Source organism: Streptomyces sp. NPDC127197 (assembly GCF_042672405.1).
GTDB classification, from domain to species: domain Bacteria; phylum Actinomycetota; class Actinomycetes; order Streptomycetales; family Streptomycetaceae; genus Streptomyces; species Streptomyces flavusporus.
Map to the genome: position 1 here is coordinate 254,474 of NZ_JBHXVG010000011.1, position 26,641 is coordinate 281,114.

Genomic DNA, 26,641 nt, shown 5'->3' on the forward strand with positions numbered 1-26,641 from the left:
CGACCCGCGGGCGGCACCCTGCCACCTCGTCAGTCCGTGGGCAGCCCCGTCGTCCCGCGGGCAGTCGTGCCTCCCCCAGAGGGGGGACCCCCAGGGCGGCACGGGTGGGCGCGGGCGGCACCCCTCAGCGCCGGGCTGCGCGACCCACCCCGCGCCAGCCACAACGCCGGTCGCGTTGAAGGAGGCGGCTCGTCACCCGACCCACCCCGCCCAGCCTCACCGCCGCACCCCCTACAACCGCCCGATATCCCCCCGCGGCATCCGCGGAGCCCTCCGCGGCGGCACCTTCCCACTCAGCAAAACGAACCGAGCCGCCCGATGCCTCTGCCCCGCATACGGCTCCAGCAGCTCAAGCATCACCGCATCGTCCGCATCCCGATCCCCGGCCAACGCCCACCCCACAATGCCCGGCAGATGCAGATCCCCCACCGTCACCGCATCCGCCGCCCCATGACTGCGCTGCACGGTCTCCGCCGACGTCCACGGCCCCACCCCCGGCACGACCTCCAACCGCGCCTGCGCAGCCCGGGCCTCCATACCCACCGCCTCCTCCAGCCGCGCAGCAACCCGCACAGCACGCAGGATCGTGGACGCCCGCTTGTTGTCGACCCCGGCCCGATGCCACTCCCATGACGGAATCAGCGCCCACGTCCGCGGTGCCGGCATCACACACATCCGCCCCGGCACGGGCCCCGGCGCCGGCTCCCCGAACTTCCGCACCAGCAACCGCCACGCCCGATACGCCTCATCGGTCGTGACCTTCTGCTCCAGAATCGACGGAATCAACGACTCCAGCACCAACCCGGTCCGGGTCAGCCGCAACCCCGGCCGCCGATGCCGCGCAAGCGCCACGATCCGATGCCGCGGCGCGAAGACGGACGGATCGTCCGACGCCCCGAGCAGGTCGGGCAACTGCTCGAGCAGCCACTCCGCCCCCGGCCCCCACGCCTCCCCGCGTACCTCCCCACCCTGCACGGACACCCGCAACGTCCCCGGCCCGACCGGCGTACGGCTGGCCCGCCACACCGACCCGTCCGGCATCGCGCGGAACGCCGGATCCCCGGGCCCGCGTCGCAACGGCCCGAGCACCAGCCCCAGATCCAGCGGCCCGTCCGGCACCAGGACCCGTACCCGCCCCGCCGCAGCCACCGCCTGCCGCGGCACCCCCGCGGGCACGGCGACATCCCCACCGCGCACAGGCATGGGGGCCCCTCCCACGCCCTTGAGGCTGTGGGGGAGCGTGGGCCGCGGAGCGAAACGTCCTGCCACGAATGAGATCCCGGAAGAAGGTAGGGAGCAAGGGGAGGAAGAGCGAGGAGTGACGAGGAACGGACCCTACGAGGGTAGGCGCCGCACCAGCTTGATCACCGCACCTCGATGAACGCCCCCGCATCCCGCTCCGCCCGCGGCCTCGGCTCCTCGGCGGGATGCCCGACCGCAACCGCCCCCATCGGATCCCACCCCTCCGGCAGCCCCAGCACCTCGCGCACGACATCCCGGCAGAACATCGTCGACGACACCCAGGCCGATCCGAGCCGCTCCCCGGCCAGCGCCACCAGGAAGTTCTGTACGCCGGCCCCCGCGGCGACCACGAACATCTCCCGCTCGGCCCCGTCCCGCCGTGCGTCCCCGTATGTGTGCGACCCGTCCATGACGAGGCACGGCACGACCAGATACGGGGCGTTGCGCAGCACATCCCCGCGCCGTACCCGCTTGGCGATCGACTCCTCGCTCTTGCCGTCCCGGCGCAGGTCCGCGATCCACGCGTCCCGCATCGCGTCCAGCAGCTCGGTCCGCGACCGGGCCGACTCCAGCAGCACAAAACGCCACGGCGTCGTGTGGTGCGGCGCCGGCGCCGTCACGGCCGCGGCCACCGCCCGTCGTACCGCCCCGGGGTCGACGGGCTCGTCCGTGAAGGCCCGGACCGTACGCCGCTGGGTCACCGCCTCCCGTACCGCCTCCGACGTACCGAGCCGGAACATGTCGTCGCGCGCATCCCGTACCAAGGCTCGCGCCCCCTCTCCGTCCTCCTCGGCCACCAGCTGCGGCAGGCCGCGCACCACGGCGACGGGCAGCCCGGCGGCCTTGCCCTTGACCAGGTCGCCCGCGGCGGCGAGTTCGTCGGCCGTGGCGACGACGGTGGCGCTGAGCGGATTGCCGTGCGCGTCCGCGCCCCCGCGCAGATCGTCGACGACGCGCACACCGGCGGCGCCGATCGCCACGTCCGTGAGCCCCGCGCGCCAGGGCCGCCCGAAGGTGTCGGTGACGACGACCCCGACGTCGACGCCGAGGGTGTCGCGCAGCCCGCTCCGGATCGCGCGCGCGGACGCGTCCGGGTCCTCGGGCAGCAACAGCACCGTCCCGGCGGCGGTGTTGGAGGCGTCGACGCCGGCGGCGGCCATGACGAGGCCCTGCCGGTTCTCGACGATGCGCAGTGCGCCACGCCGGGCCACCACCCGTACGGTCTCGGCGTCGATCGCGGCCTCCCGGTCGGTCGCCTCGACGATCCGGCCCTCCGCCTTGGACACGATCTTCGAGGTGACGAGCAGGACGTCCCCGTCGGCCAGCCCCGGTTCGGCGGCGGCGATCAGCTTGGCGAGGTCGTCACCGGGCGCCACCTCGGGGATGCCGGGCACGGCCCAGACCCGGTAGCCCTCCGTGGTCTTCCGACTCACGACGCCCGCACCTCCTCCGCCAGCGCCAGTGCCTCGCGAGCCATCTGCGCGGCCGCGTCCTCGTCGGTCATCAGCAGCGGTACGGCCCGGCAGCGGATGCCGGCCGCCTCGACCCGCTGCACCGATTCCGCGTCCACGGTGTCGACGAGCCAGCCGTCGAGCAGCCCCGAGCCGTAGTGCTCGGCGACCGCGGTGGCCGTCGACTCCACGCCGACCGCGGCGAGCACCTTGTCGGCCATGCCTCGCACGGGCGCGTTCCCGACGATGGGGGACAGGCCGACGACCGGCACGCCGGCGTCGGCGATCGCCTCCCGGATGCCGGGCACGGCCAGGATCGTGCCGACCGACACGACCGGGTTGGACGGCGGGAAGAGGATGACGTCCGCCGCGGCGATCGCCTCCAGCACACCCGGGGCGGGCTTGGCCTGCTCGGCGCCGACCGGTACCACCGCCTCGGCCGGGACGGAGGCCCGCAGCCGCACCCAGTACTCCTGGAAGTGGATCGCCTTGCGCCCGCCGTCCATCGAGACGGCGACATGGGTCTCGACGCGGTCGTCCGTCATGGGGATGAGCCGCACCCCTGGCTTCCACCGGTCGCAGAGGGCCTCCGTCACCGCACTCAGCGGATAGCCGGCGCCGATCATCTGCGTCCGCACGATGTGCGTGGCGAAGTCCCGGTCGCCCAGCCCGAACCACTCGGGCCCGACGCCGTACGCCGCGAGCTCCTCCTTCAGATGGAAGGTCTCGTCGGCCCGCCCCCAGCCCTGCTCCTCGTTGATGCCGTCGCCGAGCGTGTACATCACCGTGTCGAGGTCCGGGCAGACCTTCAGCCCGAAGAGGTGGATGTCGTCCCCGGTGTTGCCGATGACGGTGATGTCCGCGTCCGGCACGGCCCGCTTCAGACCACGCAGGAACCGGGCACCGCCGATGCCGCCTGCCAAGACCACAATGCGCATGGGAGCAAGTGTTGCAGGCGCGTACGACAATGTGGCGGCCGGTTACGGGACCTGGCCGACGGCCGTGCACTGAGGGGTGTGCATCGGCATCTCCGTGAGCCCCGGGTAGTAGACGTGCAGACTGACGGCGGCCTCCAGCGCGTCGTTGACCACCTCGTGCACATACCCCGGCGCGAACACCCGCTGTGCCCCCGCCCCCAACGCGCGCGTGCCGCGCTCCGTCCGTTCGGTCAGCGTGCCCTCCAGGACGGTCAGGACGCCGGAGGAAGGGCCGTGGTCGTGCAGGCCGCTGCCCTGACCGGGCACCCAGGACAGCAGCCACACCTCGTAGCCGGGGCCGGTGCGCAGCCGGTGGTACCAGCGGCTGGTCGCGTCGTACTGGACGAGGTGCTCCCACTGGGAGCGGTCGGCGGCGATGGCGCGGGCCAGGCCGACGAACTCGGCAACCGTGGCCGGGTGCTCGCGCGGGGCCTGGAGCAGGTGCGGGACTTCGAGGATGTCGCCGGCGATCTGGAGGTCGCTGTCGCTGTTCATGGGGTGCGGTGTTCCTCGGCGGAAGAGAGAGGGGGCTGGGGGGTGTCGCGTACCGTCCGCCCGGGTCACGGGCGAGGTGGGCGTGCCCTGGTGGGGCTTCACGGGGAAACAGCGGTCGGGTCGCGGTGGACTCGACGGCAGCTGGAGCGATGGGGGAGGCTCAACAGCTGGAACAGCAACAACAGCTACAGCGAGCGTGGGCAGCACCGAGGGACCCGGCGGAGCGGGTCGAGGTGAGCGCCAAGTTCGCGAGCATGCCCACAAGGACAGCGGTTCACACCTCCACTGTCAACCCGACGCCCGGTATGTGGGACATGGTTCACCTCATCCGGTTCATCTCTCAGGTGAAAGGTTTGTTCACGGGCCCACCGGGACACATGGCGCACAACCGGGCGCACAAGCCTCGTTGCGATCCCGTGATCCGACTGTGATCCGGTTCTCTTCGTCGCGCGTGCCGGAACGAGATCGAACCTGTGAGCGTCCTTCCCCGTACAGGTCCCGTGCGGAGCGGGAGGCCTCGGGGGCCCGATCTGCGTGTCAAGGTTTATGGCGATTTGAACACTTTCCGCACGGCCTTGGTTCCGCAGAGTGAATAAGGGGCTCAATAGCAGATCTCGGCTTGACTCGCCCGGAGCAGCACACTTGTAATTTCACTCGTGTCGTTCAGCCGAAATCGGTAACGGCTACATCACGGGGACGCGAAAGACAGACGAGGGGCGCACATGACCGAGCTGGTGCAGCAACTGCTGGTCGACGACGCGGACGAGGAACTCGGCTGGCAGGAGCGCGCGCTGTGCGCCCAGACCGACCCCGAGTCCTTCTTCCCCGAGAAGGGCGGCTCGACCCGCGAGGCCAAGAAGGTCTGTCTCGCCTGCGAGGTCCGCTCCGAGTGCCTCGAGTACGCCCTCGCCAACGACGAGCGCTTCGGCATCTGGGGCGGTCTGTCCGAGCGTGAGCGCCGTCGGCTGAAGAAGGCGGCCATCTGACCGAACGGCATGCATCTACTGCGTACATACGGGACGAACGGTCCGTCGCGGGTGGGTTGTCCACAGGCGGCGGGCCGTCGTCATGGCCAGCCGATAGTGTGGTCGCTCGTCCGAGACACCCCGCTGCCCCCAGTGGGCACAGGTGTCCACCGCAGTCCACCGAACCGGGGCCCGTACCTCGATGTCCGTGCACAGCCACACGGCAGCCAGTCAAGATGTCGCTGCCACGGCGGGATTCGACCCGACCCGCCCGCCAGAGTTTCCGCGTCACGTGGTGACGGCGGTGCTCGTCTCCCATGACGGCGCCCGCTGGCTGCCCGACGCGCTCGCCGGGCTGCTCGGCCAGGAGCGGCCTGTTCAGTACGCCATGGCGGCCGACACCGGCAGCGCCGACGACTCCGCCCAGCTGGTCACCGACGCCCTCGGCCCCGACCGCGTGCTCCACCTCGCCCGGCGTACCGGCTTCGGCCAGGCCGTCGAGGAAGCCAACCGCACCGCCCCCGTCCTCACCCCGGAGGAACTGCCGTACCTGAAGCGGCCGAGCGGCTGGGACCCCGTCACGCGCAGATGGCGCGACGACGCGTACGACATGCCCGAGCTCCCGCACGGGGAGCCGGTGCAGTGGCTGTGGCTGCTGCACGACGACTGCGCCCCCGAGCCCGACGCGCTCGCACAGCTGCTGCGGGTCGTGGAGAACGAACTCGAACTGGGCCGCGACGACGTGGCCGTCGTCGGCCCCAAGCTCCGCGGCTGGTACGACCGCCGGCAGCTCCTCGAGGTCGGCGTCACCATCGCCAACTCCGGCCGCCGCTGGACCGGCCTGGACCGCCGTGAGCAGGACCAGGGCCAGCACGACCACGTACGGCCCGTGCTGTCCGTGTCCACCGCCGGCATGCTGATCCGGCGTGATGTCTTCGACCGACTCGGCGGGTTCGACCGTCGACTGCCCCTCATGCGCGACGACGTCGACCTGTGCTGGCGCGCACACGCCGCCGGTCACCGTGTCCTCGTCGCCCCCGAGGCGGTCGTACGACACGCCGAGGCGGCCTCCCGTGAGCGCCGGACCGTCGACTGCGTGGGCCGGACGTCGGCGTCCCCGCACAAGGTCGACAAGGCCGGCGCCGTCTACACCCTCCTGGTCAACACCCGTACGGCCACGCTGCCCTGGGTACTGCTGCGCCTCGTCCTGGGCACCCTGCTGCGGACCGTCGCCTACCTCGTCGGCAAGGTCCCCGGGCAGGCGGTCGACGAGATCCGCGGTCTGCTGGGTGTGCTGCTGCGGCCCGAGCGGATCATCGCAGGCCGCCGCAGACGCGGCCGTCCGGAGATCGACAAGGGCGAACTGCGGCCGCTGTTCCCGCCGCCCGGCGCGACCGTGCGGGCCACCGTCGAACAGGTGGCGAGCAGTGTCGTCGGCCGCTCCGACCCGGAGGTCGCCGGCGGTGCCGGACGGCACGGCGGCGCGGTCGAGTCCGGGCCCGGCGGCGACGACGCCGACTTCCTGGAGATCGAGCAGTTCGCACGCCTGAAGCGCATCGCCCGCAATCCCGGCCCGATGCTCTTCCTGGTGCTGCTGTTCGTCTCGCTGGCCGCCTGCCGCGAACTCCTCGGCGGCGGCGCCCTCGCGGGCGGCGCCCTGCTGCCCGCCCCCGCGGACTCGAGCGAGCTGTGGTCGCGTTACCTCGACTCCTGGCATCCCGTCGGCGCCGGCGGTGACGCGTCCGCACCGCCGTACCTCGCGCTCGTGGCGATGCTGGCCTCCACGCTGTTCGGCTCCACCGGGCTCGCGGTCACCGTCCTGCTCGTCGGCTCGGTGCCACTGGCCGGCTTCACCGCGTACTTCGCCTCCCGCCCGCTCGTCGAGTCCCGGCTGCTGCGCGCCTGGGCTGCCGTCGTGTACGCCTTCCTGCCCGCCACCACCGGCGCCCTCGCCGGCGGCCGCATCGGCACCGCCGTCCTCGCCGTGCTGCTGCCGCTCGTCGCGCGCGCGGGCGTCGCGGCGAGCGGTCTGGTGAACACCTCGGGCATGCGCGGCAGTTGGCGCGCCACCTGGGCCTACGCGCTGCTGCTGACGATCACCACCGCGTTCACGCCGATCGTGTGGCCGGTCGCGCTCATCCTCGGCATCGGACTGCTGGCCGTGCGCCGGGGCGACATCACCGCCTACGGCCTGCGCTTCCTCGCCCAGCTGGGCACACCCCTGCTGGTCCTCGCGCCCTGGTCGCTGTCGCTGCTGCCGTTCGGCTTCTTCCAGGAGGCCGGCCTGGAGTACGGCGACTCGGCCGCCTCCGCCCTCGATCTGCTCGGCGCCAGTCCCGGTGGGCCCGGGACGGTCAGCGGACTGATGCTCATCGGCATCGTGCTGGCCGCGCTGGCCGCCCTGATGCGCACCGAACGTCAGTCGGGGATCTGGACGGCCTGGGCGGTCGCCCTGGTGGCTCTGGTCCTCGCGGTCCTGTCGAACGGCTCCGCCTGGGCCGGCCCAGCCACGCTCGTCTACGGCATCGCCCTCCTCGCGGCCGCCGTGATCGGCGCCGAAGGTGCACGCGCGCGGGTCGCCGAGCAGAGCTTCGGCTGGCGCCAGCCGGTCGCCGCGCTGATCGCCTTCGCCTCGGCCGCGGGCCCGCTGCTCGTCGCCGCCGGCTGGATGATCCGCGGCGCCGATGGGCCGCTGGAGCGCCGCGACCCGGTGCAGGTGCCCGCGTTCGTCGCCGAGGAGAGCAACACCCGCGACCAGGCCCGCACCCTCGTCCTCGACAGCGACTCCACCGCGCACGTCGGCTACACCCTGGTCCGCGGCTCCGGCGCCCGCCTCGGCGACGCCGAACTCGCCGCGGCCGACGGGAACAACGCCGCGCTCGACAAGGTCGTCGCCAACCTCGTCGCCGGCTCCGGCGCCGACCAGGCCGACCAGCTCGGTGACTTCGCGGTCCGCTACGTCCTCGTCCACAAGGGCGCACCCCGCGAGGTCAGCCGCGTCCTGGACGCCACGCCCGGCCTGAGCCGGCTCAGCCAGCAGGACGGCAGCGCCCTGTGGCGCGTCGACCGCCAGGTCGCCCGCGCGGCCATCGTCCCGGCCTCCGGCTCGGGCGACCCGCAGCCCGTCGCCGCCGGTCCGGTCGAGATCCACACGACCGTCCCGGACGGCTCCGAGGGCCGGACCCTGCGCCTCGCGGACACCGCGGCCGCCGGCTGGACCGCCACCCTCGACGGCAAGCCGCTCACCCGCACCACGGTCGACGGCTGGGCCCAGGGCTTCGAACTCCCTGCCACCGGCGGCACGCTGGACGTCACCTACGAGGACCCGGTCGGCCACACCGCCTGGCTGTGGGCGCAGGGCCTCCTCGCCGTCGTCCTCGTCGTGCTCGCCCTGCCCGGCCGGCGCCGCGACATCGACGACGACCTCCCCGAGGAGCCGGCGATCCCCGCACAGGCCGTCGCCGGCGAGGGCCGCCGCGCCCGCCGCCTGCGCGCCCAGGCCGAGGCCGAAGAGGCGGGCCAGGCCGAGGATTCCCCGTCCCCCGAACAGGAGGGGACACCGGCGGCCGTTCCGCAGCAGCAGCCCTACGGCGAGTGGGACACGGCGAGCTACGCGGGCGCCGAGTACGGCACCTACGGCGGCGAGCAGCACCAGGGCGCCGGTCAGCAGTACGCGCCAGGCGGGTACGGGCAGTCGTACCCGACGGACCAGTACCAGGCGGACCCGTACCAGGGCGGCCAGTACGACCCGTACGCGTACGACGGCTCGTCGCAGACCAGCGGATACGACCAGACGTACGGCCAGTCCTACGACGAGACGTACCCGCAGGGCTACGACCCGACGTACGACCAGACGCAAGCGCACCGCGGGCACGACAACGGCAGTGAGCGCCCCGACGGGAGTCAGCAGTGAACCGCACCACCCTGTCCCTGATCGCCGGCGTGACCGCGCTCGCCGCCATCACCGGATTCGCCGCGCTGTCCGCCCCGGACCCCACCGGCACGGACACCGCCAAGGCGGCCGCCGAGCTGCCCGTGGAGCGCACCAGCCTGCTGTGCCCGGCACCCAGCACCTCCGACCTCGCCGAGACGACGTACACGTCCTTCACGCCCGTGACCAAGGGCGCGGCGAGTAAGGGCAGGGCCGAACTCCGGTCAGCGACACGGGGGTCCGACGAGGGCGGCAAGAAGGGCCAGGACGACAAGCCCGTACTGGAGCCGAAGGAGCCCGGCAAGCCCGTCTCCGGTGACACCTCGGGAGGCGACTCGCCCGCGCTGATCGGTACCGCGGAGGGGAAGTTCGCGCCCGGCTGGACCGTGCAGGAGACCACGGAGGTCGCCGCAGGCGCGGGCCGGGGGCTGCAGGGCATGAACTGCTCTGCGCCGGACACCGAGTTCTGGTTCCCGGGCGCGAGCACCGCCGACGGCCGCACGGACTACGTCCATCTGACCAACCCGGACGACTCCGCCGCCGTCGTCGACATCGAGCTGTACGGCAAGGACGGGGCGCTGGAGTCCACGGTGGGTGAGGGGATCACGGTCGCGCCGCAGGCCGACGAGCCGATCCTGCTGTCGACGCTGACCGACGCCGAGGAGACCGATCTCACCGTGCACGTCAACGTCCGCAGCGGACGGGTCGGCGCCGCCGTCCAGGCGTTGGACGACGAGCTAGGCGGCGACTGGCTGGCCGCGGCGACGGACCCGGCCGGCAGCCTGGTGCTGCCGGGCATCCCGAAGGACGCCACGTCCGTCCGCCTGATCGCCTTCACGCCCGACGACGCCGACGCCGACCTGAAGGTGCGGCTCGCCTCGCCGTCGGGCCTGATCACGCCCGCCGGGCACGAGACGCTGCACGTGAAGTCGGGCATGACAACGGCGGTCGACCTCGCCGACGTCACGCGCGGCGAACCCGGATCGCTGGTCCTGACGCCGACGGACCGGGCGGTGCCGGTGGTGGCGGCGGTTCAGGTGGTGCGCGGCAAGGAGGGCTCCCAGGAAACGGCGTTCATCCCGGCCACGCGTCCGGTGGGCACGCGCGCGACGTCCGTCGGCAACACCGGGAAGGGCGCCACGCTGTCCCTGACCGCGCCGGGGGAGACGGCCCAGGTCAAGGTCACCGCGTCGGCCGGCGCGGAGGGCGGTACGGCTGCTTCCGAGACGTACACGATCAAGTCCGGCACCACCCAGGACGTCGACCTGCCGGTGCCGAGCGGCCTGAAGGGCACGTACGCGCTGACGGTCGAGCCCGTCTCGGGCGGCCCGGTGTACGCATCCCGGACGCTTGCGGAGACGCAGGGCGGTGTGCCGGCGTTCACGGTGCAGACCCTCCCGGACGACCGGGGGACGGTGGAGGTGCCGGAGGCGGAGCAGGATCTGTCGGTGCTGCAGAAGTAGCGCGCCGACGGCGTTCAGTCCTCGCCGTACCGTGGGTCCACGGTCTCCGGCGTCAGCCCGAGCAGCTCGGCGACCTGCTCGACGACGATCTCGTGCACGAGTGCGGCCCGCTCGTCCCGCCCCTTGGTGCGGATCTCGACGGGCCGCCGGTAGACGACCACGCGCGCGGGATGCCCCTCGCGCGCGGGAATCGTGCCGCCGAGCGGAACCGCCTCGTCGTTCCAGGCCTGCCCGGGCCCGTCCAGCCTCGGTACTTCGAGGACGAGGAAATCGATGTCGGCAAGCTGCGGCCACCGCCGCTCCAGGCGCTCCACGGAGTCCTGCACCAGGTCCGCGAACGCCTCGGCGCGGCTCGCCGCGAGGGGCACCTGCGGCGGGGCGATCGGCCCGCGCATGCCCCGGCCGTGGCGATCACGACGGCGCGGCCCGGGGCCGGTGGCACGGGGTGGTACTCGGTTGTCCATCACTGGTGAAGGGTAGTCCTCGCGGGCAGTGCGCGCCCGGCCCCCTCGCGGCGTCCGGGACCCCCGTCGTCCCCCGGGACGGCATGTCGACAGATGACCATTCCAGCCAAGGTTGGGCTCGATTCCGTATCCCTCCAGGACCGGCGATCGCGAGGCAATTGATGGCGTTTGTGTGGAGTGTTGACCGTTTCCGGGATCGTTCGACATCCCGGAAAGCGGTGTCCGCGCAGGTCAGCCCGGCGGGTCGGAAGGGGTGTGTGGGGCGTTTCACAACACGACACGGTGGAGTGACCTGGTGGAGAGTCGTCGCGGCCCGCTCAAGAGTGCGGTACCGTCCAACGTCGTGAGCCCTGTACGTCGCTGTTCGCGAACCGCTTGCGGCCGTCCCGCCGTAGCGACGCTGACGTACGTCTACGCCGACTCGACCGCGGTCCTCGGCCCGCTCGCCACCTACGCCGAACCCCACTGCTACGACCTGTGCGCCGAGCACTCCGAGCGCCTCACCGCCCCCCGCGGCTGGGAGGTCGTCCGGCTCCTCGACGGTTCGGCTCCCGCCCGGCCCAGCGGCGACGACCTGGAAGCGCTCGCCAACGCGGTGCGCGAGGCGGCTCGCCCCCAGGAGCGCGCGGCCCAGGCCGGTGGCGGCGGACGCGCGGCGGATCCGATGGAGGTCGCGCGCCGCGGCCACCTGCGGGTTCTGCGCTCACCCGACAACTGACCGACCGGTTCGGTCGCTCCTCCCGTTGTGCACGAGTGATGCACGCCCATTGACGCGGCGTTGTCGCGGACACGACCATTCCGTCACCCGTGAGAAATCGCTTTCCGCATGGCGGAATCCGGGGAGGCGCTCGTGTACGTGCAGGAACTGGAACCCGTCGCCGGCTCGCTCGGCCTGTCCGCCCTGGTGGCGGCCCTGCCCCTAGTGATCGTCCTGGTCCTGCTCGGCGGTGTCCGCATGAAGGCGCACCTGGCCGGCGTCACGGGCCTGCTGGCGGCCACCCTCGTCGCCTGCTCGCGTACGGCATGCCGCTGGACCAGACGGTGTCCAGCGCCGCCCAGGGAGCCGCCTTCGGCCTCTTCCCCATCCTGTGGATCGTCGTCAACGCCCTGTGGGTGTACCGGATGACCGTCCGCACACGGCACTTCGACATCCTGCGCCGGTCCTTCGGGCGGCTCTCCGACGATCCACGCATCCAGGCGCTCGTCGTCGCCTTCTGCTTCGGCGCCCTGCTGGAGGCCCTGGCCGGATTCGGGGCGCCCGTCGCCATCTGCTCGGTCGTGCTCGTCGCCCTCGGCTTCGAGCCGGTGCGCGCCGCGGTCGTCGCGCTGGTCGCCAACACCGCGCCCGTGGCGTTCGGCGCCCTGGGCACGCCGGTGGTGACGCTCGCTCAGGTCACGGGGCTGCCGCTGGAGGACGTGGCGTCCGTGGTGGGGCGTCAGACTCCGCTGCTGGCCCTCGTGGTGCCGCTCGTGCTGGTCGGGATCGTGGACGGGCGGCGCGGCCTGCGGGAGACCTGGGTGTCGGCCGTGGTGTGCGGAATCGCCTTCGCCGTCGCGCAGTTCGCCGCCTCGAACTACGTTTCCGCGCAACTGGCCGACATCGGCGCCGCCTTGGCGGGCGCGGCCGCGCTGGTGGCCGTACCCCAGGCCCGCAGGCCCGCTGCCGAACCCGTACGCGCGTCCGTGCTGACCGGGCGCGGAGCGAGGAACTGGAGGACAAGGAGGGCCTGTGCTGCTCATCACCCCTGACGGGAGGGCGAGCGGCACAGGCCCCGGTACTACGACTGGCCCTTCGTCAACCACCCGCTCACGGTGGAGCGGGCTTGCTGCTCGGGTCACCGATGGCTTCGATGGGGCCCGGCTGCGTCCAACTGCCCGGGCGAGCAGTAGGGGCGATTGACTGCGCCCCGCACCTAGCGTGGTCGACGCCCCGTACAACCGGGTCCACCGGACATCTCCGGAGTTGTGCCTTCAGGGGGCTCGCACGCTGGGGCAACCAACGTGGCATCGGCGCTCCGGAGCTGAGCCAGCTCCAACTCGATCGAGTGAACGGCGCCGACACGGCTCGCCTTTCTGCCGCCGGTGCTCGGCTGGTCGGCGTCGCCGTCTCCGGATCGGACACCTCGGCCAACGCGCTCTTCGGCGCCCTCCAGGTGACCGCCGCCCGCGAGTCGGGGCTGTCGCCGGAACTGCTCGCCGCCGCCAACAGCTCGGGCGGCGTGCTGGGCAAGATGATCTCGCCGCAGAACCTCACCATCGCCTGCGCCGCCGTCGGGCTCGCCGGCCGCGAGGGGGACCTGCTGCGCAAGGTGCTGCCCTGGAGTGTGGCGCTGCTGCTGGTGATGTGCCTGATCGTGGTCGGCCGGAGTTCGCCGGTGCTGGACTGGATGCTGCCCTGACCTGAGGTTACGGCTGTGCTACCGCTCACGGCCCGCACGGAGCTCTGTCCGAGGCTGCGGGTACTTTGTGGGGCACCGATAGGACTTTTCAGGAGGGGTGGCCGTGGAGGCTGATCTGTCACAGGTCGTGAAGGCGTACGACGTACGGGGGGTCGTCCCGGACCAGTGGGACGAGTCGTCGGCCGAGCTCTTCGGCGCGGCCTTCGTCCGGGTGACCGCCGCGGACGCGATCGTGACCGGGCACGACATGCGGCCCTCGTCCCCCGGTCTGTCGGCCGCCTTCGCGCGCGGGGCGGCGGCGCAGGGCGTGGACGTGACCGAGATCGGCCTCTGCTCGACCGACCAGCTGTACTACGCCTCGGGCGCGCTGAACCTGCCCGGCGCGATGTTCACCGCCTCGCACAACCCGGCCCAGTACAACGGCATCAAGATGTGCCGCGCAGGCGCCGCCCCCGTCGGCCAGGACACCGGCCTGGCGGAGATCCGCGAACTGGTCGAGCGATGGATCGGGTCGGGTGCCCCGGAGCCTGCCGCCGCGCCGGGAACGATCACCCGGCGGGACACGTTGGAGGACTACGCGGCCCACCTGCGCTCCCTCGTCGACCTGACGTCCATCCGCCCCCTGAAGGTCGTCGTGGACGCGGGCAACGGCATGGGCGGCCACACCGTTCCCACGGTCTTCGCCGGCCTGCCCCTGGACCTCGTCCCGATGTACTTCGAACTCGACGGCACGTTCCCGAACCACGAGGCCAACCCCCTCGACCCGGCCAACCTCGTCGATCTGCAGAAGCGGGTCCGCGAGGAGGGCGCCGACCTCGGCATCGCCTTCGACGGCGACGCCGACCGCTGCTTCGTCGTCGACGAGAACGGCGACCCGGTCTCCCCGTCGGCCATCACCGCCCTGGTCGCCTCCCGCGAGCTGGCCAGAAACGGCGGCAAGGGCACGATCATCCACAACCTGATCACGTCCTGGTCGGTCCCGGAGGTCGTCGAGGAGAACGGCGGCACGCCGGTACGCACGCGCGTGGGCCACTCCTTCATCAAGGCCGAGATGGCCAGGACCGGCGCGATCTTCGGCGGCGAGCACTCCGCCCACTACTACTTCCGCGACTTCTGGAACGCCGACACGGGCATGCTGGCCGCGCTCCACGTCCTCGCGGCCCTCGGCGGCCAGGACGGCCCGTTGTCGGCCCTGGTCGCCCAGTACGACCGCTACGTCGGCTCCGGCGAGATCAACTCCACGGTCGACGACCAGACGGCCCGCCTCGCCGCGATCAGGGCGGCGTACGAGGGGATCGAGGGCATCACCCTCGACGAACTCGACGGCCTCACGGTCACCGCCGCCGACTGGTGGTTCAACGTCCGCCCCTCCAACACGGAACCGCTACTGCGCCTGAACACGGAGGCACGCGACGAGGCAACGATGACCAAGGTGCGGGACGAGGCGCTGGCGATCATCCGGGAGTGACGGAAAGCCAGCCCGTCCGGCGTTTGAGGACGAGGCCGTCCAGGCCGAAGCGGGGTCTGGGGCGCAGCCCTCAGGAAGGGACGGGTAGGGGCGGAGGGCGCGAAACCAGCGACGGTCACACCAACATCAGTCACCCACCAGCCCCGACCCGTCCAACCCCCGCACCCCGCCCCCCACGGCGGTACCCTGACCAGGCACATCCGCACAACAAGACGTGCACGCACCCGCCCGAACAAGACCCACCCGATCCGCCCCCGAAGGGACGCCCCCATGCCGCTCGAAGCCGGCCTCCTGGAGATCCTCGCCTGCCCGGCCTGCCACGCCCCCCTCAAGGAGCAGGACGCGGAGCTGATCTGCACCGGCCAGGACTGCGGCCTGGCCTACCCCGTCCGCGACGGCATCCCCGTCCTCCTCGTGGACGAGGCCCGCCGCCCCGCGTGAACGAGGCCCGCCGCCCGCGCAGAACCAGGCCCGCCGCCCACGTGGACGAGGCCCCGGCCCGTACCGGCGAGGGCCCGCCCGCGTAACCGACGACCCGGCGTTCGGAGGCTCCCACCCATGCTCGACGAATCGCTGCTCGACTCCCCGGAGGGCCTCGCCGAGGCCGACCACCGAGGCCTGCTCCGCGGCGCCGCGGAAGCCGGCGCCCGCGTCCGCACCGCAGCCCGGCACGCCGCCGAGGCCGGTGTCCAGAACCTCAAGCCCGACGGCCGCCCCCGCGCCGTCCTCATCGGCGGCCCCGGGGCCGCCGCCACCCACGCCGCCGACCTCCTCGGCACGCTCGCCGGCCCCGGCAGCCCCGTGACCCGGCTGGCCCCCACCGGCGTAGCGCCGGCCGCGGGTGCCCTGCGCTGGGAGCTGCCCGGCTGGGTCGGCTCGGTCGACCTGCTTCTGATCGCCACCCCCGACGGCACCGAGCCGGGCCTGTCCCTGCTCGCCGAGCAGGCCTACCGTCGCGGCTGCACGGTCGCCGCCGTGGCGCCGGCCCGCACGCCGCTCGCCGAGGCAGTCGAGGGCGCCCACGGCCTGTTCGTACCGCTGGCGACCGCCCCGTACGAGCACGACGAACCCCTCGCCGCGTCCGCCCCCGGCGTCCTGTGGGCCCTGCTCACCCCGCTCCTCGCGCTCCTGGACCGCATAGGTCTGCTCGCCGCCCCGGCCGACGGGCTGGAGAAGGTCGCCGACCGGCTCGACCACATCGCCGAGCGCTGCGGGCCCGCCATCGCGACGTACAGCAATCCCGCCAAGACCCTCGCCGCCGAACTCGCCGACGCCCTCCCGGTGATCTGGACCGAGGGCACCTCGGCCGGCCCGGCAGGCCGCCGTTTCGCCGCCGCGCTGGCCGAACTCTCCGGCACCCCGGCCGTGGTGTCGGAACTGCCCGAGGCGCTCGCCGCGCACAGCGCCCTGCTCGCCGGCCCGCTCGCCGCCGGCGCCGACCCCGAGGACTTCTTCCGCGACCGCGTCGAGGAGCCACCCGCCCTGCACGCGCGCGTGGTGCTGCTCCGCGACCGCCCGATCGGCAGCCTCACCGCCGCCCCCGCCGCCCGTGACCTGGCCCTCAGCCACGACACGCCGATCAGCGAACTCGAACCGGACCCCGGCGGCGAACTGGAGACCCTCGCGGAACTGATCGCCATCACGGATTTCGCCGCCGTTTACCTGGCGCTCGCATCGAGGGCCTGATCTGGCCCAGGACGAGCTGACCTTCGTACGCGGACGAGAACCCGCGTCGTACGCAGAGAGAACGGGCAGAGAGAACCGATGGACCGCCTCGACAACACCATCCGCCCCTACGCCTGGGGTTCCACCACCGCGATCCCGCAGCTGCTCGGCGTCGAGCCGACCGGCGAGCCGCAGGCCGAGATGTGGATGGGCGCGCATCCGGGCGCACCCTCGCGTACCGACCGCGGCACGCTCGTCGACGTCATCGCGGCCGACCCGGAGCGCGAACTCGGCGCCGCGGCCGTGGCCAAGTTCGGCTCCACGCTGCCCTTCCTCCTCAAGATCCTCGCCGCGGGCGCTCCCCTCTCCCTCCAGGTGCACCCCAACCTGGACCAGGCGAGGGAGGGTTACGCGGACGAGGAGCGCCGGGGCATCCCCGTGGACGCACCGCACCGCAACTACAAGGACGCCAACCACAAGCCGGAACTCATCTGCGCGCTCACCGAGTTCGACGGCCTGTGCGGCTTCCGCGACCCGAACGAGGCCGCCGACCTGCTCGACGGCCTCGGCGTCGACTCCCTCAAGCCGTACGTCGACCTGCTGCACGCCCATCCCGAGGACGCGGCCCTGCGCGAGGTCCTCACCGCCGTCCTCACCGCCGACCGCGAGGAGATGGCCCGCACGGTCGCCGAGGCCACCGCCGCCTGCTCCCGCCTCGGCGGCGCCTACGCACCGTACGCCGACCTCGCCCACCACTACCCCGGCGACCCGGGCGTCATCGCCGCGATGCTGCTCAACCACGTCCGTCTCCAGCCGGGTGAGGCCCTCTACCTCGGCGCGGGCATCCCGCACGCCTACCTCGACGGCCTCGGCGTCGAGATCATGGCCAACTCCGACAACGTCCTGCGCTGCGGCCTGACCCCCAAGCACGTCGACGTCCCCGAACTCCTGCGCATCGTCCGCTTCGAGCCGAGTGACCCCGGCGTACTGCGCCCGGAGGCGTCCCCCGACGGCGAGGAGGTCTACGAGACCCCCATCGACGAGTTCCGCCTGTCCCGGTTCGTCCTCCCCGAGGGCGGCGCCAGCCATGACCTCACCCGCCCGACCCCGCAGATCCTGCTGTGCACGGCGGGTTCCGTGCGGGCCGGCGAGCACGAGCTGAAGCCCGGCCAGTCGGTCTTCGTACCGGCGGGCGAAAGGGCCGAAGTAGCCGGAACCGGCACGCTCTTCCGGGCGACGGTGGTGGCCTGACCGACGGCATCGGTGGCCTGGCGCGCCGTTGTCGGAGCGGGCTGCAACAATGGCCCACCGGCAAAGGACGGGCAAAGACCACCAGCGGCGCAGCCCTGGACGGCGTACGAAGGGACAACGCGAACACATGAGCGCGTCAGGCGGCACCAAGGCGATCGTGGCGGCACTGCTCGCCAATCTCTCGATCGCGGTAGCGAAGTTCGTGGCGTTCCTCTTCAGCGGCTCGTCGTCGATGCTCGCCGAGTCGGTGCACTCGGTCGCCGACTCCGGCAACCAGGGCCTGCTGCTCCTCGGCGGCAAGAAGGCCCAGCGCGAGGCGACGCCGCAGCACCCCTTCGGCTACGGCCGCGAGCGCTACATCTACGCCTTCCTCGTCTCGATCGTCCTGTTCTCCGTCGGTGGCATGTTCGCCATCTACGAGGGCTACGAGAAGATCAAGCACCCGCACGACATCGAGCACTGGTACTGGCCGGTGGGCGTCCTCGTCTTCGCGATCATCGCCGAGACCTTCTCCTTCCGGACGGCCATCAAGGAGTCCAACGCCCTGCGCGGCCGGAAGTCCTGGAAGGAGTTCGTCCGCCACGCCAAGGCCCCCGAGCTGCCGGTCGTCCTCCTGGAGGACCTCGGCGCGCTTGTCGGTCTGATCCTCGCCCTGGGCGGCGTCGGTCTGGCACTCATCACCGGTGACAGCGTCTGGGACGGCATCGGCACCCTCTGCATCGGCGTCCTGCTCATCCTGATCGCGCTCGTCCTGGCCGCCGAGACCAAGTCGCTGCTGCTCGGCGAGGCCGCGGGCGTCGAGGAGGTCCAGAAGATCGAGGCCGCGATCGTCGACGGCGACACGGTCACCCGCGTCATCCACATGCGCACGCTCCACCTCGGTCCCGAGGAACTGCTGGTCGCTGCCAAGATCGCCGTACAGCACGAGGACACGGCCGGCGAGATCGCCGCCGCCATCGACGCCGCCGAGGCCCGCATCCGCGAGGCCGTCCCGATCGCCCGCGTCATCTACCTGGAGCCGGACATCTACAGCGAGGCCGAAGCGGCCAAGGGCCCCGACCGCGCGGCGTCCCCGGGCGGCCCGGCCCCGCACGCGACCGGCCACTGACCCATTTCCATGTCCACGGCCACGGGGCCCGCCGAACATTCGGCGGGCCCCGTCCGCTGCCGTCGGACTGGAGGCCGGGCCGGCGCCGGAGCGTCGAGCCCCCACGGCCAACCTCACAGCAGGGCGGGTTACCCGACCTCGCTCAGGACGCCCAGGATCCCCCGCTCGTCCGGCGCGGCCAGCAGCCGCTCGCGGAACCCGGCGTCCATCAGCTTCCGGGACAGCAGCGCGAGGATCCGCAGATGCTCATCACCCGCCGCTGCCTCCGGTACGGCGATCATGAACACGAGCCTCGCCTTCGTACCGTCCAGCGAGCCCCACTCGACGCCCTCGGCGGACCGTGCGAAGCCGACGACCGGCGCGGTCACCGCATCCGTCTTGGCATGCGGAATCGCGATCTCCTCACCGAGCCCGGTCGTGCCCTCCTCCTCGCGCCGCAGCGCCGTCCGCACCAACTCGTCCAAGTCCGCGACCTTGCCTGCCCGCGCCAGCAGGTCCGCCATCTCGCGGATGGCGTCCTCCTTGTCCTGTGCGTCCAGCCGGACCTTCACGGTCGCCCTGGTCAGGTGCCCGGAGAGCACCTCGGGCGCACGATCCCCTGGCCGGTCCAAGGCTGAATCGACGACACCAACGGCCTCGCCTGTCTCGGCCTCCTCCACACCGTCCCGGGCAGCCTGGACGCTCCCGGCCCCCGCATCGGGCTCGGAGACCGTGCTCGCGGCATCAGTGGTCCCGGGCACAGCCTGTGCCTCCGCCGAGGCAGCCTTCGCCCCGGTCCCGGTCGGCGTCGGCGCCGCGGCAGCCGTAGCCCCGGAACCGTCCTGCGTGGATACGACGGCACCCGCGCCGGGCGCCCCCGCCCCGACCAGCGCGGCCTCGGGTCCCGCGGCGAACTCGCCACCGGCCGGCGCACCTCGCTCCCGCTTCCGCTCGGCGATGTCCACCAGGGCGACCGTCGTCAGCGCGGTCACCACCGTCCCGATCACCACGGCCACGAAGAACATCGGCACCCCGCTCACCGCACCGAGCACCGCAACGATCGGCCCGCCGTGCGGCACGGCGTCCTCCACACCGGCCTGCCCCGCTATCGCGCCGGCCACCGCACCACCGAGCATGTTGGCCGGGATGACCTGCGCGGGCCGCGCGGCAGCGAACGGGATCGCACCTTCGGAGATGCCGAAGCACCCCATGAACAGTGAGGCCAGCCCGGTCTCCCGCTCCTGCTCGGTGTAGAGCCGCTTGCGTATCAGCGTGGCGAGCCCCTGCCCCAGCGGCATGACCGGAATCGCGGCCGCGCACATGCCCATGACGGTCTGGTTGCCGGTCGCGATGAGCCCCGCGCCGAACAGGAACGCCGTCTTGTTGACCGGCCCGCCCATGTCGAACGCGATCATCAGGCCGAGCAGCGCCCCCAGCAGGATCGCGCTGGCGCCGGTCATCCCGCCCAGCCAGCTGGTCAGATGCTCGAAGACCCAGGAGATGGGCCGGCCGATGACGTAGATGAAGAACATGCCGAGCGCGGTGGTCGCCACGATCGGTATCACGATGATCGGCATGATCGGCTGCACAAACCTCGGCACCCGGACCTTCTTGATCCACAACACCAGATACCCGGCGAGGAACCCGGTCACGATCGCCCCGATGAAACCCGCCCCCGCCTCCGAGTCGTACAGCTCACCGGTGTTGGCGATCCACCCGCCGATCATGCCCGGAACCAGCGCGGGCCGATCGCCGATCGCGTAGGCGATGTAGCCGGAGAGGATCGGCACCATCAGCGTGAAGCCGATGACGCCGATGTTGTTCACGTCCATCCAGAAGGAGTCCTCCGGGATGACCAGGCCGCCGGACGGGTCCGTGTGCCCGCCCAGCGAGAGGGAGATCGCGATCAGCAGCCCGCCGACCACGACGAACGGGATCATGTAACTGACCCCGTTCATCAGCGCCTTGTATGCGACGCTCCGCTCCTTGCCGCCCTCCGCCGGCGCCACCGTGGACGCATCGCCCCCCGTGTGCACCGGTGCTGACAGCACCTGCTCGATCAGCCGCTCGGGGTGCCGAATCCCTTCCGCGACCCCGACGGTGAGGACCCGCTTCCCAGTGAACCTGCTGAGGTCCACGTCCTTGTCCGCGGCGATGATGACGCCGTCAGCGGATCTGACATCGTTGTCATCGAGGACGTTTTCAGCCCCGATGGAACCTTGGGTCTCCACCTTCATCCCGATACCGCGGCTCTCGGCAGCCTGCGCGAGCTTCTCCGCCGCCATGTACGTGTGCGCGATGCCGGTCGGGCACGCGGTCACGGCAAGCAGCTTCACCTGCCTGCGCTCGTCACCGCCGCCCGTGGGGGGAGGGCCGGCCGGACTCGTCACGTCGTTCTCCTAACGCCTTTGTCGCACCGGAACGCCGTCCCGGACGTCCCGCTGGGTCGACCGGATGTTCCGATCTCCCCGCATCCTGCAACACCCACCGGCCTGCTCCAAGACGCGGACCGACCGGCCTGCCCCAGAACGCGAACGTGCACGGTCAACCGACGCCGATACCGATCACTTGCCGTGAACGGCCTGAAATGTTCGAGGGCGGACTGGGGAAGGCCGGGGCGCCCGGTGTAGCTTGGGACGGAGTCAGACGTCGCTGCTGATGGCGGTCGGGCGGTCCCCCAGCGGACCGGCCGAGGGAGAGAGGGCCTCCGACGGACTGCGCTGCGCGCACGCGGCCATGCCTGCGTGCTTTCGGGCACGCATGTGTCCGCCGCCGCGCAGATCAGCCGTACCCACCCTCGACCCAACCCGAGGAGCAGCCCGCAATGACGACTGTCGACAGCCGACAGGACTTCAAGGTCGCCGACCTCTCCCTGGCCGAGTTCGGCCGCAAGGAGATCACCCTCGCCGAGCACGAGATGCCGGGCCTCATGGCAATCCGCAAGGAGTACGCCGAGGCGCAGCCCCTCGCAGGCGCCCGCATCACCGGCTCCCTGCACATGACCGTGCAGACCGCCGTCCTCATCGAGACCCTGGTCGCCCTGGGCGCGCAGGTCCGCTGGGCCTCCTGCAACATCTTCTCCACCCAGGACCACGCGGCCGCCGCCATCGCCGTCGGCCCGAACGGCACGCCCGACAACCCGCAGGGCGTCCCGGTCTTCGCCTGGAAGGGCGAGACCCTTCAGGAGTACTGGTGGTGCACCGAGCAGGCACTGACCTGGCCGGACAGCCCCACCGGCGGCCCGAACATGATCCTGGACGACGGCGGTGACGCCACCCTCCTCGTCCACAAGGGCGTCGAGTACGAGAAGGACGGCAAGGTCCCCTCGCCCGACACGGCCGAGTCCGACGAGCACCGCATCATCCTCGAACTGCTCACCCGCACCGTGAGCGAGACCCCGCAGAAGTGGACTCAGCTGGCGTCCGAAATCCGCGGTGTCACCGAGGAGACCACGACCGGTGTCCACCGTCTGTATGAAATGCAGCGCGAGGGCACCCTCCTGTTCCCGGCGATCAACGTCAACGACGCCGTCACCAAGTCGAAGTTCGACAACAAGTACGGCTGCCGCCACTCCCTGGTCGACGGCATCAACCGCGCCACCGACACACTGATCGGCGGCAAGACCGCGGTGATCTGCGGCTACGGCGACGTGGGCAAGGGCTGCGCGGAGTCCCTGCGCGGACAGGGCGCCCGCGTCATCGTCACCGAGATCGACCCGATCTGCGCCCTCCAGGCCGCGATGGACGGCTACCAGGTCACCACCCTGGACGAGGTCGTCGACAAGGCCGACATCTTCATCACCACGACCGGCAACAAGGACATCATCATGGCCTCGGACATGGCCAAGATGAAGCACCAGGCCATCGTCGGCAACATCGGCCACTTCGACAACGAGATCGACATGGCCGGCCTCGCCCAGATCCCCGGCATCGTCAAGGACGAGATCAAGCCGCAGGTCCACACCTGGACCTTCCCCGACGGCAAGAAGATCATCGTCCTCTCCGAGGGCCGCCTGCTGAACCTCGGCAACGCCACCGGTCACCCGTCGTTCGTGATGTCCAACTCCTTCGCGGACCAGACGCTGGCCCAGATCGAGCTGTTCACCAAGCCCGACGAGTACCCGACCGACGTCTACGTGCTGCCCAAGCACCTCGACGAGAAGGTCGCCCGCCTGCACCTCGACGCGCTCGGCGTGAAGCTGACCACGCTCCGCCCCGAGCAGGCCGACTACATCGGCGTCAAGGTCGAGGGCCCCTACAAGCCGGACCACTACCGCTACTGAGTCCGCAGCCGGCCCGCTGAGCAGCGCGTCCGTGCACTGACGCGATGCTCAGCAGCAGGTCCTCCAAGGCAGGCCCCCGCACCCCCGTGCCGGGGGCCTGCCCCTTTGGCCCCGCCGGACCAGCCAGTCACACCCCAGGACCCCCATGCCCCGCGGCCGCTATTCGCTCCACGATCCGCACGATCACACCCCCTTCGCAGAAGAGCACTTCCACTGCGCCCCCGGCCCTTCCGGCTGGCGCTACGTCTCCCAGCTGACCACCCCCACCGGCGATCACCGCGGTTCCGTCGATCTCGCCCTCGACGAACTCGGCCGCCCCATCCGCCTGGAACTTCACGCGGCGAGCTGGCAGGTGCGTGGCGCCGCCCTCGACGGCGTCACCTGGGTTCGTACGGACCCCACCGGCGCCCATGCCACAGAAGGCAATGTCCGCGCCCACGCCTTCACCGGCACATCCCCCGCGTTCCTCATCGCCATCACCCGTCTGCTGCGCCTCACCCCTTCCGACTCCGCAACCCGCGTACGCCTCGTCGCCTTCACTGATCCCGTCCTCGCCCCACGCACCGTGGACCAGTCCTGGACTCTGCTGAAAAGAGAAACACACGGCACTGACAACGGCTCCCTGACCGTGGACGAATACCAGGTCACAGCCCTGGACACGGGAGAGCAGCACCTCGTCCACATCGCCGGGGACGTCGTGCTCGCGGCGCCCGGCATCGAGCTGGAGGACCTCGAGTCGCCGCCGTCCGTCTTCCCCTGAGCGCGGGCCGACTGCGGAGCCAGGAACCCCCGAGATCACCGAGAGGGCGGGCATGCCCTTTCTGTCCCTCTGTCTCTGTCGCGCCGTTGGCCGTTGGGCGCCGAACCAACGGGTCTGACGTCGGCTGCCGCGCGGGCCGACAGCGTTACGCGGGCGGCACGAACCCCGTGGCGGGCCGGTGCGGATCGACCGATGGCCCTTCCGGCGGCAGGGTGGGCGGAGGCTCCTCCGAATGATCCGGGGGGCGGCTCTCGGGCCCTGCGGCACCAGCGAGCGGGTGTACAGGCGGCGCGGCCGCACTGTGCGGGTCCGGCACGGCGGGGGAGTGCGGTGCGGAAGGGGCTGGGGGACGCACGTTCACCGAGCCGTACGAGCCTGGTGCCGCACCAGCCACGGACTGCGGTCCACCGGCGACGGGCGCGCCCGAAGCCATCCCGTTCCTGAAGGCCCGCCGAACCTCCCGGGCCTGCCGCTCCTGCACCACCGCGGCCAGATACGCCGTCGGAGGCACACCCTCCGGCACCGGAGTCCCGGTCCGCCCCGCGAGGTCGGCCGCCAAGCGCTCCGCCATGGCCCCGCCGACCTGCGGGTCAAGCTGCTGCATCCGCGTCAGGTACTGGCGCACGGCCAGCCACAGCCCATCGGGGACCGCGGAAAGGTCAGTTCCCGAGAACCGCCCGGCCAGCCACGGCGGTGGCGGAGGCATGTAACCCGCCCGAGCGACGGGCACCCGTTCCCGTACGACCAAGGTCCCCGCGAACACATCCCCGAGCCGGCGCCCCCGCTCCGAGACGAGCGAGGCGATACAGGCCACAACCCCGAACGTCATCAGAATCTCGACTGTACCGATGGCCCCCCGCACCAGCGCATGCCGGAAGCGGATCGGTCCACCGTCGTCGCGCACCACCCGCAGCCCGAACGCCGCCTTCCCCAGCGAGCGCCCATGACTGAGCGTCTCCACAGCGATCGGCCCGCCCACCAGAACCAGCAGAAACGTCGCGATGGACAGCGCAATCTGTGCAGCCTGGTCCAACGACGCCGTGGACATCACCAGAACCATCGTCACGATGAGGTACGCGGCAACGGCCACCACCAGATCGAGCAGCACGGCCAGCGCCCTGCTGGGCAGCTTCGCAGGGCGCAACTCCAGCGCCACCGCCTCGCCCGTCACCAGCTCACTCACGCCCGCCGTCCTTCCCCTGGCCTGCCCCGAGGACTGCCAGTCTGCCAAGCTGAAGGCGCATCGCGCCGCAGGTGCGACAAGCTGACATTCACGACGAGCCCGCCGACGAACAGCCGAGGAGCAGGCAGAACGATGGACCTCGACGTCTTCGTCTCCGCGCACCGAGCGGAATGGGACCGCCTGGAGAACCTGCTCCGGCGCCAGCGCCGTCTCACCGGCGCCGAGGCCGACGAGCTTGTCGCCCTCTACCAGCGCACTGCCACCCATCTTTCCCTGATCCAGTCCAGCGCACCCGACCCACAGCTGACCGGCCGGCTGAGCCAACTCGTGGCACGCGCGCGTAGTGCGGTCACGGGCACCCGCCGTGCCTCTTGGCGCGATGTCACGCGCTTCCTTGCGTACGGCTTCCCCGCCGCCGTCTATCGATCGCGCCACTGGTGGGTGCCCACCGCACTCCTTTCCATACTCGTCGCGGCGCTCCTCGGCTGGTGGATCGGCGCGCACCCGGAAGTCCAGGCCTCCATAGCGGCACCGAGCGAACTGCGCGAGCTCACCCGCCCCGGCGGCCAGTACGAGACCTACTACTCCAGCCACCCCGCAGCCTCCTTCGCGGCCCGCGTATGGACGAACAACGCACAGGCCGCAGCAATGTGCCTGGTCCTCGGAGTCTTCCTCGGCCTCCCGGTGCTCTGGATCCTCTTCCAGAACATGCTCAACCTCGGCATCGGATTCGGCCTGATGTCCTCGGCCGGCCGGCTCGACATCTTCCTCGGCCTCGTCCTCCCGCACGGTCTGCTCGAGCTGACGGCGGTGTTCGTCGCGGCCGGCACGGGACTGCGCCTGGGCTGGACCGTGATCGACCCAGGCCCACGCACCCGCCGCAAGGCCCTGGCCGAGGAGGGCAGAGCCGCTGTGGGCATGGCGATAGGCCTCGCGCTGGTCCTCTTCATCGCCAGCGCCATCGAAAGCTTCGTCACCCCATCGGGCCTGCCGACCTGGGCCCGCATCAGCATCGGCGTCGTCGCCGAGGTGGCCTTTCTCGCGTACGTCTACGTGCTCGGACGTCGCGCGGCTCGGGCGGGGGACACGGGCGACGTAGACGTCGCCGAACGCAGTCAGACAGTGCCGACTGCCGCCTGATGTGCGGACACAGCAGGTGAACTGCTAGTGTCCTCTTCGCCTCGCAGGAGCCGTTGACACGGAGCATGTGGGGAGGTAGATTCAAACAGTTGCCTGGACTGGACCCCGTAGGGCGTGGTCGGTGACCTTGAGAATCTACTTGCTTCACGAAACCAAGTTTCGGTGAAGCCGCTCCCGACGAATCGGAAATGGATGGCCGGTCAGCCCGGCCGGAAACCTCTGATAAAGTCGGAACCGCCGGAAAGGGAAACGCGAAAGCGGGAACCTGGAAAGCGCCGAGGAAATCGGATCGGAAAAAGATCTGATAGAGTCGGAAACGCAAGACCGAAGGGAAGCGCCCGGAGGAAAGCCCGAGAGGGTGAGTACGAAGGAAGCGTCCGTTCCTTGAGAACTCAACAGCGTGCCAAAAATCAACGCC

General features: G+C 71.4%; 19 protein-coding genes and 1 pseudogene. 13 read left to right on the top strand and 7 right to left on the bottom strand.

From position 1 onward, the window contains the following. Positions 1 to 231: 231 nt before the first annotated feature. From ACFVJQ_RS20025 to ACFVJQ_RS20040, 4 genes are all read right to left on the bottom strand, one after another. On the bottom strand, positions 232 to 1,269 hold the full coding sequence (locus ACFVJQ_RS20025) for a DNA-3-methyladenine glycosylase family protein (RefSeq protein ID WP_385513538.1): 1,038 nt from the start codon (positions 1,267 to 1,269) through the stop codon (positions 232 to 234). Between the two features lie 95 nt (positions 1,270 to 1,364). Further along, complete coding sequence (locus tag ACFVJQ_RS20030) at positions 1,365 to 2,675, bottom strand: coenzyme F420-0:L-glutamate ligase (protein ID WP_385785499.1); 1,311 nt, start codon at positions 2,673 to 2,675, stop codon at positions 1,365 to 1,367. Further along, the gene (gene cofD / locus ACFVJQ_RS20035; protein WP_385513536.1) at positions 2,672 to 3,631 is read right to left on the bottom strand and encodes a 2-phospho-L-lactate transferase; all 960 of its coding nucleotides are present in this window, start codon (positions 3,629 to 3,631) and stop codon (positions 2,672 to 2,674) included. Before cofD ends, ACFVJQ_RS20030 begins: the two co-directional genes overlap by 4 nt. A 42-nt stretch (positions 3,632 to 3,673) precedes the next feature. Next, on the bottom strand, positions 3,674 to 4,165 hold the full coding sequence (locus ACFVJQ_RS20040) for a cysteine dioxygenase (RefSeq protein WP_385513535.1): 492 nt from the start codon (positions 4,163 to 4,165) through the stop codon (positions 3,674 to 3,676). 722 nt (positions 4,166 to 4,887) lie between these two features. On the opposite strand from ACFVJQ_RS20040, the gene ACFVJQ_RS20045 reads away from it, so the two are divergent. The 3 genes from ACFVJQ_RS20045 (at position 4,888) to ACFVJQ_RS20055 (ending at position 10,524) form a co-directional block, all read left to right on the top strand. After that, positions 4,888 to 5,151: a WhiB family transcriptional regulator gene (locus ACFVJQ_RS20045; protein ID WP_010986447.1), complete on the top strand. Its 264-nt coding sequence runs from the start codon at positions 4,888 to 4,890 to the stop codon at positions 5,149 to 5,151. Between the two features lie 181 nt (positions 5,152 to 5,332). Beyond that, positions 5,333 to 9,043, top strand: a complete 3,711-nt coding sequence (locus tag ACFVJQ_RS20050; RefSeq protein ID WP_385785504.1) for a glycosyltransferase — start codon at positions 5,333 to 5,335, stop codon at positions 9,041 to 9,043. Next, positions 9,040 to 10,524: a DUF5719 family protein gene (locus ACFVJQ_RS20055; RefSeq protein WP_385785507.1), complete on the top strand. Its 1,485-nt coding sequence runs from the start codon at positions 9,040 to 9,042 to the stop codon at positions 10,522 to 10,524. Before ACFVJQ_RS20050 ends, ACFVJQ_RS20055 begins: the two co-directional genes overlap by 4 nt. 14 nt (positions 10,525 to 10,538) lie before the next feature. Here ACFVJQ_RS20055 and ACFVJQ_RS20060 read toward each other — a convergent pair whose 3' ends face one another. Continuing rightward, complete coding sequence (locus ACFVJQ_RS20060; RefSeq protein WP_224734834.1) at positions 10,539 to 10,988, bottom strand: metallopeptidase family protein; 450 nt, start codon at positions 10,986 to 10,988, stop codon at positions 10,539 to 10,541. Positions 10,989 to 11,283: 295 nt separating this feature from the next. Between ACFVJQ_RS20060 and ACFVJQ_RS20065 the strand changes: the two genes are divergently transcribed. From ACFVJQ_RS20065 to ACFVJQ_RS20095, 7 genes and pseudogenes are all read left to right on the top strand, one after another. Next, positions 11,284 to 11,706 carry a DUF3499 domain-containing protein gene (locus ACFVJQ_RS20065; RefSeq protein ID WP_053760356.1) on the top strand — a complete coding sequence of 141 codons (423 nt, stop codon included), beginning with the start codon at positions 11,284 to 11,286 and terminating at the stop codon, positions 11,704 to 11,706. Between the two features lie 132 nt (positions 11,707 to 11,838). Then, positions 11,839 to 13,387, top strand: a pseudogene (locus ACFVJQ_RS20070) (L-lactate permease). Positions 13,388 to 13,490: 103 nt separating this feature from the next. Next, the gene (locus ACFVJQ_RS20075; RefSeq protein WP_385513532.1) at positions 13,491 to 14,855 is read left to right on the top strand and encodes a phosphomannomutase/phosphoglucomutase; all 1,365 of its coding nucleotides are present in this window, start codon (positions 13,491 to 13,493) and stop codon (positions 14,853 to 14,855) included. A gap of 270 nt (positions 14,856 to 15,125) precedes the next feature. Continuing rightward, positions 15,126 to 15,296 (top strand): Trm112 family protein, encoded by a 171-nt coding sequence (locus tag ACFVJQ_RS20080; RefSeq protein WP_020940431.1) that lies wholly within the window; start codon positions 15,126 to 15,128, stop codon positions 15,294 to 15,296. A 117-nt stretch (positions 15,297 to 15,413) separates the two neighbouring features. After that, entirely contained in the window at positions 15,414 to 16,541 is a 1,128-nt protein-coding gene (locus tag ACFVJQ_RS20085) for an SIS domain-containing protein (protein ID WP_385785512.1), read from the top strand. 78 nt (positions 16,542 to 16,619) lie between these two features. After that, entirely contained in the window at positions 16,620 to 17,771 is a 1,152-nt protein-coding gene (manA, locus tag ACFVJQ_RS20090) for a mannose-6-phosphate isomerase, class I (protein ID WP_385513530.1), read from the top strand. Between the two features lie 127 nt (positions 17,772 to 17,898). Further along, complete coding sequence (locus ACFVJQ_RS20095; protein WP_385513529.1) at positions 17,899 to 18,879, top strand: cation diffusion facilitator family transporter; 981 nt, start codon at positions 17,899 to 17,901, stop codon at positions 18,877 to 18,879. 128 nt (positions 18,880 to 19,007) lie between these two features. On the opposite strand, the gene ACFVJQ_RS20100 is transcribed toward ACFVJQ_RS20095, so the two are convergent. Then, a complete protein-coding gene (locus ACFVJQ_RS20100) occupies positions 19,008 to 21,248 on the bottom strand; it encodes a fructose-specific PTS transporter subunit EIIC (RefSeq protein WP_385513528.1) in 2,241 nt (746 codons plus the stop codon). A gap of 434 nt (positions 21,249 to 21,682) precedes the next feature. On the opposite strand from ACFVJQ_RS20100, the gene ahcY reads away from it, so the two are divergent. Together ahcY and ACFVJQ_RS20110 are read left to right on the top strand one after the other, a co-directional pair. Next, positions 21,683 to 23,140, top strand: coding sequence for an adenosylhomocysteinase (ahcY, locus tag ACFVJQ_RS20105; RefSeq protein WP_385785516.1), 1,458 nt, complete (start codon positions 21,683 to 21,685; stop codon positions 23,138 to 23,140). Positions 23,141 to 23,285: 145 nt separating this feature from the next. Then, a complete protein-coding gene (locus ACFVJQ_RS20110; RefSeq protein ID WP_385785519.1) occupies positions 23,286 to 23,900 on the top strand; it encodes a hypothetical protein in 615 nt (204 codons plus the stop codon). Positions 23,901 to 24,045: 145 nt separating this feature from the next. Here the strand turns inward: ACFVJQ_RS20110 and ACFVJQ_RS20115 are convergent, their stop codons facing one another. Next, positions 24,046 to 25,083, bottom strand: a complete 1,038-nt coding sequence (locus ACFVJQ_RS20115; RefSeq protein WP_385785522.1) for an RDD family protein — start codon at positions 25,081 to 25,083, stop codon at positions 24,046 to 24,048. Positions 25,084 to 25,215: 132 nt separating this feature from the next. Here ACFVJQ_RS20115 and ACFVJQ_RS20120 point away from each other — a divergent pair, with 132 nt between their 5' ends. After that, positions 25,216 to 26,223 carry a stage II sporulation protein M gene (locus ACFVJQ_RS20120; RefSeq protein WP_385785525.1) on the top strand — a complete coding sequence of 336 codons (1,008 nt, stop codon included), beginning with the start codon at positions 25,216 to 25,218 and terminating at the stop codon, positions 26,221 to 26,223. Positions 26,224 to 26,641: the final 418 nt, after the last annotated feature.